Annotated in this window: 14 protein-coding genes; 6 read left to right on the forward strand and 8 right to left on the reverse strand. The window is 64.7% G+C overall.

Annotated features, from left to right (window positions below):
- Positions 1-28: 28 nt before the first annotated feature.
- The 5 genes from BLV45_RS07780 (at position 29) to BLV45_RS07800 (ending at position 4,997) form a co-directional block, all read left to right on the forward strand.
- Positions 29-616, forward strand: a complete 588-nt coding sequence (locus tag BLV45_RS07780) for a GNAT family N-acetyltransferase (protein WP_090531514.1) — start codon at positions 29-31, stop codon at positions 614-616.
- A gap of 59 nt (positions 617-675) precedes the next feature.
- Positions 676-1,851: a vWA domain-containing protein gene (locus BLV45_RS07785; protein ID WP_090531516.1), complete on the forward strand. Its 1,176-nt coding sequence runs from the start codon at positions 676-678 to the stop codon at positions 1,849-1,851.
- 33 nt (positions 1,852-1,884) lie between these two features.
- Positions 1,885-3,105 carry a benzoate/H(+) symporter BenE family transporter gene (locus tag BLV45_RS07790; protein ID WP_090531518.1) on the forward strand — a complete coding sequence of 407 codons (1,221 nt, stop codon included), beginning with the start codon at positions 1,885-1,887 and terminating at the stop codon, positions 3,103-3,105.
- Between the two features lie 229 nt (positions 3,106-3,334).
- Complete coding sequence (gene tal / locus BLV45_RS07795) at positions 3,335-4,288, forward strand: transaldolase (protein WP_090531520.1); 954 nt, start codon at positions 3,335-3,337, stop codon at positions 4,286-4,288.
- 286 nt (positions 4,289-4,574) lie between these two features.
- Entirely contained in the window at positions 4,575-4,997 is a 423-nt protein-coding gene (locus tag BLV45_RS07800; protein WP_090531522.1) for a VOC family protein, read from the forward strand.
- Between the two features lie 47 nt (positions 4,998-5,044).
- Here the strand turns inward: BLV45_RS07800 and BLV45_RS07805 are convergent, their stop codons facing one another.
- From BLV45_RS07805 to BLV45_RS07835, 7 genes are all read right to left on the reverse strand, one after another.
- Positions 5,045-6,175, reverse strand: coding sequence for an FUSC family protein (locus tag BLV45_RS07805; RefSeq protein ID WP_090531524.1), 1,131 nt, complete (start codon positions 6,173-6,175; stop codon positions 5,045-5,047).
- 159 nt (positions 6,176-6,334) lie between these two features.
- Positions 6,335-7,885, reverse strand: a complete 1,551-nt coding sequence (gene mctP / locus BLV45_RS07810) for a monocarboxylate uptake permease MctP (RefSeq protein WP_090531526.1) — start codon at positions 7,883-7,885, stop codon at positions 6,335-6,337.
- Complete coding sequence (locus BLV45_RS07815; RefSeq protein WP_090531528.1) at positions 7,882-8,124, reverse strand: DUF3311 domain-containing protein; 243 nt, start codon at positions 8,122-8,124, stop codon at positions 7,882-7,884. The genes mctP and BLV45_RS07815 overlap by 4 nt, the downstream gene beginning before the upstream one ends.
- Positions 8,125-8,509: 385 nt before the next feature.
- Positions 8,510-9,433, reverse strand: a complete 924-nt coding sequence (locus BLV45_RS07820; RefSeq protein ID WP_090531530.1) for a class I SAM-dependent methyltransferase — start codon at positions 9,431-9,433, stop codon at positions 8,510-8,512.
- Positions 9,430-9,906 (reverse strand): DNA-deoxyinosine glycosylase, encoded by a 477-nt coding sequence (locus BLV45_RS07825; protein WP_090531532.1) that lies wholly within the window; start codon positions 9,904-9,906, stop codon positions 9,430-9,432. The genes BLV45_RS07820 and BLV45_RS07825 overlap by 4 nt, the downstream gene beginning before the upstream one ends.
- On the reverse strand, positions 9,906-10,628 hold the full coding sequence (locus BLV45_RS07830; RefSeq protein WP_090532787.1) for a chorismate--pyruvate lyase family protein: 723 nt from the start codon (positions 10,626-10,628) through the stop codon (positions 9,906-9,908). The genes BLV45_RS07825 and BLV45_RS07830 overlap by 1 nt, the downstream gene beginning before the upstream one ends.
- A 49-nt stretch (positions 10,629-10,677) precedes the next feature.
- Positions 10,678-12,510, reverse strand: coding sequence for a glycosyltransferase family protein (locus tag BLV45_RS07835; RefSeq protein ID WP_090531534.1), 1,833 nt, complete (start codon positions 12,508-12,510; stop codon positions 10,678-10,680).
- Between the two features lie 251 nt (positions 12,511-12,761).
- Between BLV45_RS07835 and BLV45_RS07840 the strand changes: the two genes are divergently transcribed.
- Positions 12,762-13,010 (forward strand): hypothetical protein, encoded by a 249-nt coding sequence (locus tag BLV45_RS07840; RefSeq protein WP_090531536.1) that lies wholly within the window; start codon positions 12,762-12,764, stop codon positions 13,008-13,010.
- Between the two features lie 113 nt (positions 13,011-13,123).
- Here the strand turns inward: BLV45_RS07840 and htpG are convergent, their stop codons facing one another.
- Complete coding sequence (htpG, locus tag BLV45_RS07845; RefSeq protein WP_090531538.1) at positions 13,124-15,022, reverse strand: molecular chaperone HtpG; 1,899 nt, start codon at positions 15,020-15,022, stop codon at positions 13,124-13,126.
- Between the last annotated feature and the right edge of the window lie 62 nt (positions 15,023-15,084).

Raw genomic sequence — 15,084 nt, forward strand, 5'->3', positions numbered from 1 at the left:
CGATCGAACCCGTACGGAGAGCCGTTACATGAGCCGCTGGATAGAGCCCGTTACGCTGAAAGGACAGCACGTCACGCTTGAGCCGTTGACGCCCGATCACGAAGCGGCCATCGCCGCCGCGGCCGCCGACGGCGAACTGTGGAAGCTCTGGTACACCTCCGTGCCGGCGCCCGGCACCGAGCGCGCGTGGATCGACGCCGCGCTCGCCATGCGCGACAACCTCGGCGCGCATCCGTTCGTGGTGCGCGACGCGACCGGCGACATCGTCGGCTCGACGCGCTTTTTCAACGTCGACTCCGTCAATCGCCGGCTCGAAATCGGTCATACGTGGTACGCGCAACGCGTGCAGCGCACGCCGCTCAACACCGAGGCGAAACTCCTGCTGCTCACGCATGCGTTCGAATCGCTGCACGCGATCGCCGTCGAGTTCCGCACGCATTTCATGAACCATCAGTCGCGCACCGCGATCGCGCGGCTCGGCGCGAAGCAGGACGGCATCCTGCGCAGCCATCAGATTGGCAAGGACGGCGTGCTGCGCGACACCGTCGTGTTCTCGGTGATCGAACCGGAATGGCCCGCCGTGCGCGCCAACCTGAAATACAAGCTCGCGCGCTGACGCGCCCGCCACGACCAGCCATCACGAGCGCACGGGCCCGGACACGCAGAGGAAACAGCATGCTGATCGACTTCTTCTATTCGTTGCGCACCGCGAAACTGCCGGTTTCGGTGAAGGAGTACCTGACGCTCCTCGAAGCGCTCAAGGCGAACGTGATCGCGCCGTCGCTCGACGATTTCTACTATCTCGCGCGGCTCACGCTCGTGAAAGACGAGCAGTATTTCGACCGCTTCGACCAGGCGTTCGGCGCGTATTTTCGCGGTGTCGCGGGCAAGACGGAGCTCGCGTTCGACATTCCGCTCGACTGGCTGAAGAAGAAATTCGAACGCGACTTCACCCCCGAGGAGAAAGCGCAGATCGAGGCGATGGGCGGTCTCGACAAGCTGATGGAACGCCTGAAAGCGCTCTTCGAGGAACAGAAAGAGCGTCATGAAGGCGGCAACAGGTGGATCGGCACGGGCGGCACGTCGCCGTTCGGGCACGGCGGCTATAACCCGGAGGGCATCCGCATCGGCGGCGAGGCATCGGGCAACCGCAGCGCCGTGAAAGTGTGGGAGGCGCGCGCGTACAGGGATTACGATGATCAGGTCGAAATCGGCACGCGCAACATCAAGATCGCGTTGCGACGCCTGCGCCGCTTCGCGCGCGAAGGCGCCGCCGAGGAACTCGACCTGCCCGACACGATCCGCAGCACCGCGGCGAACGCCGGCTGGCTCGACCTGAAGATGGTGCCCGAGCGTCACAACAACGTGAAGGTGCTGATGCTGCTCGACGTCGGCGGCTCGATGGACGATCACATCAAGCGCACCGAAGAGCTGTTCTCGGCGACCCGGGCCGAATTCAAGCACCTCGAGTTCTACTACTTCCACAACTGCGTGTACGACTACCTGTGGAAGAACAACCGCCGGCGTCACGCCGAACGCACGCCGACGTACGACGTACTGCACAGGTTCACGCCCGACTACAAGCTGATCTTCGTCGGCGACGCGACGATGAGCCCGTACGAAGTCGTGCAGGCGGGCGGCTCGGTCGAGTACAACAACACCGAGCCGGGCGCCGTCTGGCTCAGGCGCCTCGCCGACCAGTTCCCGCATCACGCGTGGCTCAACCCCGAACCGGAAGGTCTGTGGGAATACCGCCAGTCGGTGTCGATCATCCGCGAGGTGCTCGGCCAGCGCATGTATCCGCTGACGCTCGCCGGACTCGAAACCGCGATGCGCGTGCTCAGCAAATAACGCCACGTCCACCCCTCTCACGAAAAAATCCGCATGACGCAGTCTTCCACGCCCGAACTCTCCCCCGCCGAAGTACGCCCCGCGAAGCTGCGGCCGTTTGCCGACACGTCGGTATCGGCGATCGTCGCAGGGTTCGTCGCGATGATGACGGGCTACACGAGTTCGCTCGTCCTGATGTTCCAGGCAGGCCAGGCCGCGCATCTCACCGACGCGCAGATTTCATCGTGGATCTGGGCGCTCTCGATCGGCATGGCGCTCACCTCGATCGGGCTGTCGCTGAAATTCCGCGCGCCGGTCGTCATCGCGTGGTCGACGCCCGGGGCCGCGCTGCTGGTGACGTCGCTGCCGCACGTCGCGTATCCGGAGGCGATCGGCGCGTTCATTGTCTGCGCGTTGCTGCTGACGGCGGTCGGCCTGACGGGCTGGTTCGACACGCTGATGAAGAAGATTCCGGCAGGCATCGCGTCCGCGCTGCTGGCGGGCATCCTCTTCGAGATCGGCATCGCGATCTTCCACGCGGCGCAGGTTCAAACCGCGCTCGTGCTCGTGATGTTCTTCACGTACCTCTTCATCAAGCGCGCGGCGCCGCGCTACGCGATCGTGACGACGCTGATCGTGGGCACGGCCTTCTCCGGCGCGCTGGGCCTCCTCGACTTCAGCCAGTTTCATGTCGCGCTGGCACACCCGGTGCTCACGATGCCGGCGTTTTCGGTTTCCGCGATCGTCAGTATCGGCATTCCGCTCTTCGTGGTCGCGATGGCGTCGCAGAACGTGCCCGGCATCGCCGTGCTGCGCGCGGACGGCTATACGACGCCCTCCTCGCCGCTCATCGCGACGACGGGCATCGCCTCGCTGATCCTCGCGCCGTTCGGGTCGCACGGCATCAATCTTGCGGCGATCACGGCGGCGATCTGCACAGGCCCCGAAGCGCACGAAAACCACGCGAAGCGCTACACGGCGGCCGTCTGGTGCGGCACGTTCTACCTGATTGCCGGTATTTTCGGCGCGACGATCGCGGCGCTTTTTGCTGCACTGCCGGATGCGCTGATCGTTTCGGTGGCCGCGCTCGCGCTGTTCGGCTCGATCATGAGCGGTCTTGCCAACGCGATGCAGGACGTGAAGCAGCGCGAGGCAGCGCTCGTCACCTTCATGGTGACGGCCTCGGGCCTGACGCTGCTGTCGATCGGCTCCGCTTTCTGGGGTCTGGTGGCGGGCGTGCTGACACAGTTCGTGCTGAACGCGCGCCGGGCATGACTTCAGCGCACCGGAGCCGGAGCCGGAGCCGGAGCCGGGCAGCGGAATACGCACACTGTCAAAACCCTATCACCCGATCCGCCATAGAATAGCGTTATTGGGCGGCGCTTCGCGGTAAGCTTCACAGTTCCATCGCATGAACGCCGCATGATGACCGCTGCCGCAGCGGCATGGCGGCAGTCCCATCTTTCCCCTGGACCACGGCGCGTGCGCGCCCAGAAGGCTCGACATGACAACCGCACTCGATCAACTCAAGCAGTACACCACCGTCGTCGCAGATACGGGCGACTTCCAGCAACTCGCGCAGTACAAGCCGCAGGACGCGACGACCAACCCGTCGCTGATCCTGAAGGCCGTGCAGAAGGACGACTACCGTCCGCTGCTCGAAAAAACCGTCCGCGATCACGCGTCGAAACCGGTCAGCGCCATCATCGACCAGTTGCTGATCGCCTTCGGCACCGAGATTCTCAAGATCATTCCGGGCCGCGTCTCGACCGAAGTCGACGCGCGCCTGTCGTTCGATACGAAGGCGTCGATCGACAAGGCCCACGAACTCATCGGTTTCTACAAGGCCGCCGGCATCGGGCGCGAACGCGTGCTGATCAAGCTCGCGTCGACGTGGGAAGGCATCCGCGCCGCCGAAGTGCTGCAAAAGGACGGCATCAAGTGCAACATGACGCTGCTGTTCTCGCTCGCCCAGGCCGCCGCGTGCGCTGAAGCGGGCGCGCAGCTGATCTCGCCGTTCGTCGGCCGGATCTACGACTGGTACAAGAAGAACGCCGGCAGCAACTGGGACGAAGCACGCGACGGCGGCGCGAACGACCCGGGCGTGCAGTCGGTGCGCCGCATCTACGCGTACTACAAGAAGTTCGGTTACAAGACCGAGGTGATGGGCGCGAGCTTTCGCACGACCTCACAGATCACCGAACTGGCCGGCTGCGACCTGCTGACCATCAGCCCGGACCTGCTGCAAAAGCTGCAGGACAGCAACGACACGGTCGAGCGCAAGCTGTCGGCGGAAACGGGCAGGAACGAGAACATCGCGCGCGTGCCGGTCGACGAGCCATCGTTCCGCTTCCTGCTGAACGAAGAAGCGATGGCCACGGAAAAGCTCTCGGAAGGCATCCGCACGTTCGCCGCCGACGCGGTCAAGCTCGAAAAGCTCATCGAAAGTCTGCGCTAGGGTCAACGTCCCAACGTCCGGCCGGGCCAGTAATACCGGTACCGGACAGCGCGTACTCACCAGACGAACCGCTTCACCTGCGCGTGACCCGCTCGCGGTCACGCGCACGGCCTTGCCGGCGCCTCGGGCGCTGCCCCGCTTTCGCCTCCTGACACACTGTCACAAACATCCGCGAAACAGCGTCTACACTCTTCTGCACGGTCGCTTTCCGGCGCGTTCCCGCACAACGGGACGGCCGGGGGCACTGCTTGCGCGGACACCCCGCGACACTCTCAAGGAGACGACGATGCAAGTTCAGCCTTATGTGTTCTTCAACGGCCGCTGTGAAGAGGCGATGAAGTTTTACGGCGAGAAACTCGGTGCCGAAGTGCTGCTCCAGATGCGCTTCAAGGACGCGCCGCCGTCCGCCGGCCATACCATGCCGCCCGGCAACGAAGAAAAGATCATGCACACGACGTTCAGGATCGGCGCGACCGAACTGATGGCCTCCGATGGCGACTGCAACAGCGCATCGCCGCGACCCGCCGGGTTCAGTCTTTCGCTCACCGCCGACGACGTCCCGTCGGCCGAAAAATACTTCAACGCGCTGGCGGAAGGCGGCAGCGTGATGATGCCGTGGCAGGCGACGTTCTGGTCGAACGGCTTTGGCATGGTCGTCGACAAATTCGGCATTCCGTGGATGGTAACCGTTCCCCACCAGGGCGGTTAAGCCCTTCGCTTGCGGCACCCTCATGCCGTGTACGCGCGCCCGCCTGCTCAGGCGGTGACGCGCGTGCCCTGCTCGATATTCCAGTTCGCCTCGGTTTCCAGTAACAGCGCGCGCAGGCTGTCGACCTGCTCCGCGAGCCGCAGCCCGAGCCAGTACGGGCCATGCAGGTCCACGGGCAGGCTTGCCAGCAGCGCCGGGTCCGGCTGCGTGGCGAGCGTCGATGCGCCGGGAACATGAAACCGCGTCGCGCCCGCGAAGCGCAATGCGCGCGCCATGCCGAGCAGCGCGGTGCGTACGGCATCCACCTCGATCCCGCATTCACGCGCGAAGGCCGCACGGCCGGCGGCGTCGAGATGCGCGATCGTACCCGTCGACATCAGCTCCAGCGCGCTTAGCACCGCCCGGTGCAGGCGCTGCATTTCCTCCAGCCGGTCCTGCGGCACGTCGATTTCCTTCGCCACCGATGGAATCAGCGAGCGCAGCTGCACGAGCCGCGCGTTGAGCGCGAGAAACGTCTTCAGGGTGTCGTCGGCGGATGGGGGGCTGCCCCGCACGAGGCGCGCATAGAGGCGCGCGCAGGCGCGCAGGTTGTCCGCCAGCAGGTAGCGCCACGAGTACGTGGCGTGCAGCGGCAGCGCGAAGGAAAACGCCAGCGCGATCGCGATGCCGACCAGCACGTTCAGCGTGCGCCAGAGGCCGACGTCCATCGGATTCTCGCCGTGACCCGCGACGATGCACATCGTGATCGCCGTCAGCAGCGCGACGTAGCCCGCCTTGCCGATCGCGAACCACGCGCAGATCGCCGCCACCACCGACATCAGCACATACGTGAGCGGCAGCGAGCCGATCAGGTCGCGCTGCACGATCAGCAAAAGCCCGATCGACGCGCCGAGCAGCGTGCCGGCCGCCCGGTCGGCGGCCTTCTTGCGGATGTTGCCATGGTGTTGCAGGCCGCCGATCACCACCAGCAGCGTCACCGATGCCCAGATGCCGTGCGGCACGTCGACGCCGGTCGTAGCCAGAATCGACACCAGCATGGCGAGACCGACGCGCAGGCTGTGAAAGAGCTTCGCGTGACGATAGCGGTAGTACGGCGAGACGATCGTGCGCAGCAGGCGCCGGGCGCGACCGGGGTGCGCGCGACGGGTTTGAAGGTGGTCGGAATCGGCTGTGGGCATGCGTATCGAGGCGGATTTCAGATGAAGGCGTTGAAAGACACGTTCAACGCATGCCCAGTATCCCGCACCAGAAGCAGAAACGCCCGCAACTTTCGTCGCGGGCGTTTCGGGTACAGCGAAGATCCGGATGCGCGCGGGGCGCCACCGGATGTCTTTCGATCAGCTTTCGACCACGTCCAGATAGTCTTCCGGACGCGTGCGGTCTTCAGCCTTTGTCATGCCGAACGTGCGCACCAGCAGGCTCACGATCACCGACACCACCAGGTTCACGATCAGCGACCACACTGCCGCGTAGCCCGGAATCGCGAGGCCGAACAGGTGAATCGTGAAGATCGAGCCCGCCAGCTTCAGCGAAATCGCCATCCACGTGCCGGTCGCGATGCCGACCGCCCAGCCAACCAGCAGGCCACGGTAGTCGAGCACGCGCGTGTACAGGCCGAGCACGATCGCGGGCAGCGTCTGGATGATCCAGATCCCGCCGAGCAGCTGCAACTGGATCGCGTAGGTCAGCGGCAGGCCGAGAATGAACGCCACCGCGCCGACCTTGACGATCAGCGAGACGAGCTTGGCGACGTTCGTTTCCTGCTCGTGCGTCATGTTGCGGTTCACGAACTCCTTGTGAATGTTGCGTGTGTACAGGTTCGCAGCCGCGATCGACATGATCGCCGCCGGCACCAGTGCGCCAATGCCGATCGCCGCAAACGCGACGCCGACAAACCACGACGGGAAGAAGTGCAGGAACAGCGCCGGCACCGCGAAGTTCGGACCGAACGCCTTGAAGTACGGCACGAATTCCGGCATGTCCTTCACGCCGGCCGCGAGCGCCATGAAGCCGAGCAGCGCGAGGAGACCGAGCACCAGCGAATAGGCCGGCAGCATCGCCATGTTGCGGCGGATCGTGTTACCCGACTTCGACGACAGCACGGCCGTGATCGAGTGCGGATACAGGAAGAGCGCGAGCGCCGAGCCGACCGCGAGCGTCGCGTACGCGCTATAGCCGTTCAGGTTGCTCACGTCCGGCGCCTTCAGGAGCAGCTTGGCGGGCGGCACGGCCGAGAAGATATGCCCGAAGCCACCGAGTTGCGGCGGAATCACGATGATCGCCGCGATGATCGTGATGTAGATCAGCACGTCCTTGACGACCGCGATCATCGCCGGCGCGCGCAGACCCGAGGTGTACGTGTACGCCGCCAGGATCGCGAACGCGATGATGAGCGGCAGGTCGCCCATGAAGCCCGTCGTGTCGAAACCGAGCGCACCGATCACCACTTCGATACCGACCAGTTGCAGCGCGATGTACGGCATCGTCGCCACGATGCCGGTCACGGCGATCGCCAGCGCGAGCATGCGGCTGCCGTAACGCGCGCTGACGAAGTCGGCGGAGGTCACATAGCCATGACGCTTCGCGACGCTCCACAGCTTCGGGAACACGACGAACGCGAACGGATAGATCAGGATGGTGTACGGCAGCGCGAAGAAGCCCGTCGCGCCGGCGCCGAACACGAGTGCGGGCACGGCCACGAACGTGTACGCCGTGTACAGGTCGCCGCCCAGCAGGAACCAGGTGACGATCGTGCCGAAGCGGCGGCCGCCGAGGCCCCACTCCTCCAGATGCGCGAGATCGCCGCGGCGCCAGTGGGCCGCGACGAAACCGAGAATCGTGACGCCGACAAAGAACAGGACGAAGACAAAGGTTGCGATAGCGTTCATTTCGCGTCCCCTTGCGAGCCATTGGCCGTCGGGCGCGTTTTGGTCTTGACGTACACGAGTGCGGTGATGACGGCGCTGATCAGCACCCACAGCAACTGGTACCAGTAGAAGAACGGGAAGTCGAACAGCTGCGGTTCGACCTTGTTGTAGGACGGCACCCAGATCATGGCGATCCAGGGAAGTAGCAACAGCCACAACCAGCCTTTGCTGGATTTGTTGGCGCCGGCGTCGTGAGCCATGACGTCTCCTCTTCTTTACTTTTATTGATTAGTCCGCCGATGTCGGCGGATACCGGCCCCCGTGGGCGGATAGCCGACGGGCACCCCGAAAGCTCCGAAAGAGTATAGGAGCCGCGAACATGCGGTCAAGCGGGTTCTTCCCGAGCGCGCAACACCCTGTCAAGTGGAAAAAGGTCGGATTCGGCTGCGTGATGTGCGACGCAGCGTCGCGTCCGATGCCGCGGCAGCGCTGTGGCGACGCCCCGTCCGCACGCTGCCGCCGGCGTGGTGCGCTGGCGTGGTTCGCCGGAAATGACGAAGGCCGCGACGGCCTGTGCCGTTCGCGGCCTTCGCTGTCGCCTTGACACGACGCGCTACCGCGCGCGCCCGTGAGCGCGTGGGGACGTCAGATCGAGAACGAACCGGACGTCTGTCCCGTCGACTCCTGCAAGCCCTTGAGCCACTTGCGCGCCGGCAGCGCGAGCGTGTCTTCGATCAGCTTTGCGCGCTGTTGCAGCGTGGCAAACGGCACATCGATGGCCGGACCCGAGAACGCAATCGCGACACGATTGCCGTCGTGTACTTCCGGCAACGCGAAAACGCGGCCGTCGAACGCTTCGTTCAGGCGCTTCATGTTGCGCACGAAGCTCGGATGGTCGCCGAACAGGTTGATCGTCACCACGCCCGCATCGGTCAGGCACGCGCGCACCGCGCGGTAGAACGCGACGCTGTCGAGCACCGGGCCGCGCGCCGTCGCGTCATAGACGTCGATCTGCAACGCGCCGATCGTGCGGTGATTCGCGCGATCGTTGACGAAGTCCCATGCATCGGTCTCATGCACGGTCAGGCGGGCGTCGTCGTGCGGCAGCTCGAACATCGTGCGGGCCGCCACCACCACGGCCGGGTTCAGCTCGACGGCCTCGACCTTCGCGCGCTTCAGGAAACGGTGCGCGAACTTGGTCAGCGCCGCGGCGCCCAGACCCAGCTGGACGACACGCTTCGGCGTTTCGAGAAATAGCAGCCAGGCCATCATCTGCTGTGCGTATTCGAGTTCGATGTGATTCGGCTTTTTCAGGCGCATCGCACCCTGTACCCACTCGGTGCCGAAATGCAGATAGCGCACGCCACCTTCTTCCGAGAACGTGACCGGCGCGAAACGCGGCTTTCTCGGTGCCTCGATGAGCGGCGCGTCGTCAAGGTCGTCGTCGCGGTTCCGGCCGGACGCGCGATGCTTCGCGCGCGACATTTTCTGCTTCGATTCCCCGGAATCAGCTTGCTTGTTGCGGAAAGCACGCGCCTCGGCGGATGCACGCTTGATCAGTTTCGTCATGTCAGGATGTCGCGCCAGAGACGCAATTTTTGGTCGAACGAGAGCATAGCATTCGCCGGACTCGACGAAGGCAATACGAGCGTTTCGTACCCTGCCGCACCGATCACTTCAGCAAACCGCCCCGCCGTCTTCCCGTTGAAGCAGACCTTCCTCAACAACGGTGCATGCTCGCGTAACGAAGCGAAGTCATTTGGCTGCGCGTTGCGAATCGCCGAATCGAGACTGCCCTCACGCTGACACGCATCTAGCACGTCCCAGATGCCGATGCCATGCGCAAGCACGCGTTCGAGTCGCGCATCGTAAGGCAACTCGTGAAGCGAAGCCTCACCGGTCACGGCACCCAAAAGCCGCCAGAACTGGTTGCGCGGATGCGCATAGTACTGCGTCGCCGCGAGCGACGCTTCGCCCGGGAAACTGCCGAGCACAATCGTGTGGGTATCGGCCGCGACCACGGGAGAAAAGCCGCGCAGCATCAGCGGCTTGCCTTGCGCGGTGCCCGTTCGAGGGGCTGCGTGGAATGTGCGCCGTACGCCGAATGGGCGCGCGACGTCGTGTGATCGAGCGGACGTCCATGTTCACGCGGATACACACGCCCCGGCGCGTCGTAGCCGGATTCGCGCGCATCATGCGTTCGCGTGCGCGAGGCAAGATGCGCCCACAGCGCGGGCAGCATGCATTCGGTGACCATCAGCGGTGCACCGTGTCGCTCGAACACCGAGCGACGCGCGACGAGCCCGTGTGGCACAGCCGCTTCGATCTCACGCGAAGCGAGCCGGTACAGCGGATGTCGCGCGTTGAGCCGACGGCTCACCAGCGCGGATCGTGCGACGCTGCCGTCGCTGTACAGAAGTTCGGCGAGCGGCCGGTTGCGCAGGCGCCGCATCGATTGCCACACACCGACGCTCGCGGCGAGCGGCGCGATGCTGTGCGCGGCGACGAACGGCGTGCCGTCGATGGACAGCACGACTTCGCGCACCCAGACCGGCGCACGCGACGTGACACACAACGCAGCGCATTCATCGTCCCACGCACGCGCGACCATTTCACGCGTCACGCGGATGGTGACCACGCCGAGCGTCGCGAGATGGGCGGTCAGCGAACCGCCGCGGGTGAGCCAGTCTTTCTGGTCTGGCGAGAAACCGGGCATGGGCGCCACGCGCCAGTGCGCGTCGGCGGCATCGAAACGGATAGACATGCGCCACATTATAAGATGCACCCCGCCCTGCTTTCCGCACGGCGACGTTTTACGTGGACTGGCGCGTCGACGCTGCCGCGAGCTGCTGCAACCGCGCGATCACGCGCTCGACAACCGGTGACCAGTCGCCCGCCCGCGGCTGACGGAAAAGGTCGACCGTGTCGTACCACGGCTGCGCTTCCGCGACGCCCCAGCACCAGTGCGACACGTAATCGAGCATCGCCAGCACCGGACGCCCAAGCGCGCCGCCCAGATGCAGGGGCGCACTGTCGATGCTCACGAGCGCATCGAGCGCCGCGACGTGAGCGGCCAGATCGTCGAAGCCTTCGATGTAATGGGCGGTCAGGTCCGTCATGCGGGTACCCGCGCAGGCAACGTTGAACGCGGATGCCAGTTCTGCGCCGCTGCCTGGCGTCAGGGGATGGAACACGACATCCGGCAACTCAAGCAAAGGGGCAAGCGCCGCGAGCGGAATCGAACGCTTTGCGTCGCGTCGATGCGAAGGACTTCCGCGCCACACCAGACCGACCTGCAATTTCGTCGACGAACCGCCCGCGTTCGCGCTCACACGCTCACGCCACGACGCGGCTTTCCCCGCATCCGCGCGCAGATAAGGCGTGCCATGAACCTGCTCCGGCTGAAGGCCAATCACGAACGGCACGCTCATCATCGGCAACGTGAAGTGACACCGGCCGGGCGTATCGTCTTCGATCGACACGCAGTCCGCGAAATAGCGCGAGAACAGCGGCTTGAGCGCGCGTCGGCAGGCCAGCGTGACGCGACCGCCCTCGTCCCGCACGCGCGCCGCCAGCATCGGCAGAAAACGCACCATCTGGATATCGTCGCCGCTACCCTGCTCGCTGTACACGAGCAGCGTCTTGCCCGCGAGCGGCTCGTTGCGCCAGCGCGGACCGCGTCGCGCCATCACGTTGACGATGTTCTCCGCCGTGCGGTCGCCGCGCGCGAGGCGTGCCTCGTAGCGCGGCCATGCGTCACGCCACGCGCCGCGACGCAATTCCAGTTCGGCCAGGTCGACCGCCGGCATGACCGCGCCCGGGTCCAGCGCAAGCGCCGCGTGTAGCGCGGCTTCGCTGTCGGCATACCGCGCCTGCTCGGTCAGATACAGGCCGATGGCCGCCACCACGCTCGCGCTGCCTGGTGCGGCGCGGTCGACGGCGCGCATGGTAGCTTCGGCCGCGGCTGCGTCGTTGCGCTGCCATTGCGCGTGACTGAGCTGCCAGGCCATTTCGGCATCGGCGGGATGTTTCGCGAGCGCTTCGCGGGCCACGCGCTCCATGAGGTCCCATGCGCGCATCTCGCGGCAGGCGATGGCAAACTGCAACGGCAAGTCGGGATGAATCGCGGGATCGAGCGACCAGGCACGGGCGAGCGCAGCGTGACGCTCGGCCGAAGACTCCGGGTTCGCGATTGCCGCAAGGGTTTGCGTGAGCCACCACGGCGCGCGGGCGTCGTCCGGGAAACGATGTCCGTACGCGCGCAGCATGTGCGCGGCAGCCGGATGCGCCGCGCAGCGATTGCTCAACCACACGATCCATTCGATGCTCGCTTCGCGGGGCTGCACGAGGACGGCCTGCTCGCTATAACGCGTCGCCGCGTCGGTATCGCCGAGCGCATCGGCGAAGAGCGCGAGCCGCGCGAAACGCGCACCCGGGTTCCCATCCGGCGCACTCATCGTGGCGAGATGCCACGCGCTTTCGAAATCGCCGGCGCTTGCGCACAGTTCGGCGTGACCAGCCGCTGGCACGCCATCCACCGCAAGCGTGGGCGCGCATTGCAGCGCTGCGTCGAAACCCTGCTGCCGCAAGGTCGACCATACGATGAAGACAGATTCGGACACTGACGCAAACACTGGCTCTGACATGGGAAGACTGCTCGGCGCAACAGATTGACGTGTCGCAGAACACGGTCGAATCCGACCGCCTCTGCCCGCGGACGCCCGACGGCGCGGGCAGACGGCAGATTACGACGCCACGGCTTCACGCCATCTCACAAACGATTCTGAAAGCGCCGGTGCTCAACGGCATGCGTCGTTATCCATACTGTTTCGCGCGGCCCGCGTCCTGCGGGTCGTGTCATTTGAACCGGAACAGGTCCGCAAACAGGGAGAAGAGATTGACCATCAACACAAAACACACGTCCGACCGCATTGCCCATCTTGCCGCCGTCGTGCTGGCAACGCACGGCGCGTCGCATCAGGAAAAAGAACTGGCCGGTTCGGCGCTCGCGCAGCATCACACGGCGAAGCAGTCGAGCGTCGCGATGGGACGGCTCGCGGCACACGTACTCGACGACAGGCACGCGACCGAAGCCGCGAAGGAACTGGCCGGGTCCGTCCTCGCGCAGGTTCGCCGGCTGATTTAGATCAGGCGGCCGGTGTGCCGCCACGCAAGGCAAAAAAAAACGCTGCCCGAAAAACGGCAGCGTTTTTTTCACCATGACACATCACACGAAAGCCGGGGCACGCAGCCCCGTTTTCACGCGCTGCGAGCCAGCAGCAGCGCGTTGGTCCGCTTCACGAAACTCGCCGGATCTTCCAGCGCGCCGCCTTCCGCGAGCAGCGCCTGATCGAACAGCAGATGGCACCAGTCGTCGAAATTCGCGCTGTCGGTGTGCAGGTTCTTCACGAGCGCGTGCTCCGGGTTCACTTCCAGGATCGGATGCGACGCCGGCGCCTGCTGCCCCGCCGCCTTCAACATGCGCTGCAGGTAGCCGCTCATGTCGCCTTCGTCGGCCACGAGGCACGACGGCGAATCGGTCAGCCGGAACGTCAGGCGCACGTCCTTCGCCTTGTCCTTCAGCGCTTCTTTCATGCGTTCGACGAGCGGCTTCAGTTCTTCACCGACCTTTTCCTGCGCCTCTTTTTCCGCGTCGTTCAGCGCGCCGAGATCGAGGTCGCCCCGCGCGACGCTTGCGAGCGGCTTGCCGTCGAATTCGTTCAGGAACGACAGCATCCATTCGTCGACGCGGTCCGTCAGCAGCAGCACTTCGACGCCCTTCTTGCGGAACACCTCGAGATGCGGGCTGTGCGTCGCGGCCTGGAACGTGTCGGCGGTGACGTAGTAAATCTTCGACTGTTCCGGCTTCATGCGCGAAACGTAATCAGCCAGCGAAACCGTCTGTTCCGGCGAATCCGTTTGCGTCGACGCGAAGCGGATCAGCTTCGCGATGCGTTCCTTGTTCGCGAAGTCCTCGCCGACGCCTTCCTTCAGCACCTGACCGAATTCCGTCCAGAACGTCGTGTACTTTGCCTTGACTGCTTCGTCTTCCGAATTCGCCAGTTCCTCGAGCATCGACAGCGCGCGCTTCGTCACGCCTTCGCGGATCGCCTTCACGTCGCGGCTTTCCTGCAGGATTTCGCGCGACACGTTCAGCGGCAGATCCGCCGAATCGACCACGCCCTTCACGAAGCGCAGATACGACGGCAGCAGCTGTTCGGCGTCATCCATGATGAATACGCGCTTCACGTACAGCTTCAACCCGCCGCGATGATCGCGGTTCCACATGTCGAACGGCGCGTGCGCCGGCACGTACAGCAGCTGCGTGTATTCGCTGCGGCCTTCGACGCGGTTGTGCGTCCACGTCAGCGGATCCTGATGGTCGTGCGAGAGATGCTGGTAGAACTGCGTGTACTGTTCGTCGGTGATGTCGCTCTTCGAACGGGTCCACAGCGCGCTTGCCTGGTTGACGGTCTCGTCTTCATCCTTCGTGACCATCCCGCTCTTTTCCGCGTCCCACTCTTCCTTTTGCATCAGGATCGGCAGCGCGACGTGATCCGAATACTTCTGGATGATCGACTTGAGCTTGTAGGTGGAGAGCAGTTCGTCCTCGTCGGCGCGCAGATGCAGCGTGATCGTCGTGCCGCGTGCCGCGCGCCCGATCGAATCCACCGAGAAATCGCCCTCGCCCGCGCTTTCCCAGCGCACACCTTCGCTGGCGGGCAGGCCGGCGCGACGCGTCTCGACCGTGATGCGGTCGGCGACGATAAAGCCCGAGTAGAAACCCACGCCGAACTGGCCGATCAGCGCCGCGTCTTTCTGCTGGTCGCCCGAGAGCTTGCCGAAGAATTCCTTCGTGCCGGAGCGCGCGATCGTGCCGAGGTTCGCGACGGCTTCGTCGCGACTCATGCCGATGCCGTTGTCGTCGATGCTGATGGTGCGCGCGGTCTTGTCGTACGACACGCGGATGCGCAGGTTCGGATCGTTTTCGTACAGCGCGCTGTTTTCGATGGCCTCGAAGCGCAGCTTGTCGGCGGCATCCGACGCGTTCGAAATCAGTTCGCGAAGAAAGATTTCCTTGTTGCTGTACAGCGAATGAATCATCAGATGCAGAAGCTGTTTCACTTCTGCCTGAAAGCTCATGGTTTCTTGTGCCATGGTCGGATGTCCTCTCTGTTGCTGGATGGTTCAAAACAGGTGTGTTCCGCGCGTTCCGCACG

Source organism: Paraburkholderia sartisoli (assembly GCF_900107685.1).
GTDB lineage: Bacteria > Pseudomonadota > Gammaproteobacteria > Burkholderiales > Burkholderiaceae > Paraburkholderia > Paraburkholderia sartisoli.